This window comes from Actinomadura sp. NPDC048955 (assembly GCF_040649435.1).
GTDB lineage: Bacteria > Actinomycetota > Actinomycetes > Streptosporangiales > Streptosporangiaceae > Spirillospora > Spirillospora luteofluorescens.
Window position 1 is genome coordinate 1 of sequence record NZ_JBEZJI010000212.1, and the last position, 1,073, is coordinate 1,073.

General features: G+C 27.8%; 1 protein-coding gene. It reads right to left on the bottom strand.

What is annotated here, in order from left to right; genetic code table 11:
• Positions 1 to 107 precede the first annotated feature (107 nt).
• The gene (blaZ, locus tag AB0C84_RS46335) at positions 108 to 953 is read right to left on the bottom strand and encodes a penicillin-hydrolyzing class A beta-lactamase BlaZ (RefSeq protein ID WP_000733274.1); all 846 of its coding nucleotides are present in this window, start codon (positions 951 to 953) and stop codon (positions 108 to 110) included.
• Positions 954 to 1,073 lie beyond the last annotated feature (120 nt).

Genomic DNA, 1,073 nt, shown 5'->3' on the forward strand with positions numbered 1-1,073 from the left:
TCGGCGGCCAGCTCATCTGGGTGTCGACTGAAATAGTTCATACAGAAGACTCCTTTTTGTTAAAATTATATTATAAATTCAACTTTGCAACAGAACCATTTAGAATATTAAAATTCCTTCATTACACTCTTGGCGGTTTCACTTATCAACTTATCATTTGGCTTATCACTTTTATTGTCTTTATTCGTAAAAATGACTAAAACAATAGGTTCAGATTGGCCCTTAGGATAAACAAAAGCAACATCATTTCTAGAAGCATATGTTATTGCTTGACCACTTTTATCAGCAACCTTACAGTCTTTTGAAACACCGTCTTTAATTAAAGTATCTCCGCTTTTATTATTTAACATTAAATCAAGTAAGAATTTTTTGTTTTCTTTGCTTAATTTTCCATTTGCGATAAGTTTATTTAAAGTCTTACCGAAAGCAGCAGGTGTTGAAGTATCTTTTTTGCTCTTTGGTGAATAGTAATTTAATTCTATCTCATATCTAACTGGATTTGTTACTTTATCTCCTAGTTCTTTTAGACGTTGTTTAACTTTTTTGATTCCACCAATTTCTTTTATAATTTTATTGTTTGCTGTATTATCACTATATGCCATTGAAGCCTCAATAAGTTCTTTTAAAGTGATATCTTTTCCTACATATTTTTCTAAAATAGGAGAATAAGCAACTATATCATCTTTGTTAATATGTATTTTTTTATTTAACTTATTATAAGGTACTTGTTCTAACAAAATAGCACTATTTATCGCTTTTGAAGTCGAAGCATAGGCAAATCTCTTATCTGAATTAAATTTTACTTCCTTACCACTTTTAGTATCTAAAGCATAAACACCAATATGAGCATTATATTTTTTTTCTAAATCATTTAACTCTTTGGCATGTGAACTGTTTGAATTACATGCACTTAAAACTAAAGCAATTGCAATTAAAAATATTAACTTTTTCAAAATAAACCCTCCAATATTACAGTTGTAATTTTTACAAATTAATAATATTACAATTGTAATATTGGTGTCAATTGTTTATTATAAATAATTGAAAGAAGGTGTCAAAATGGCTAAATTACT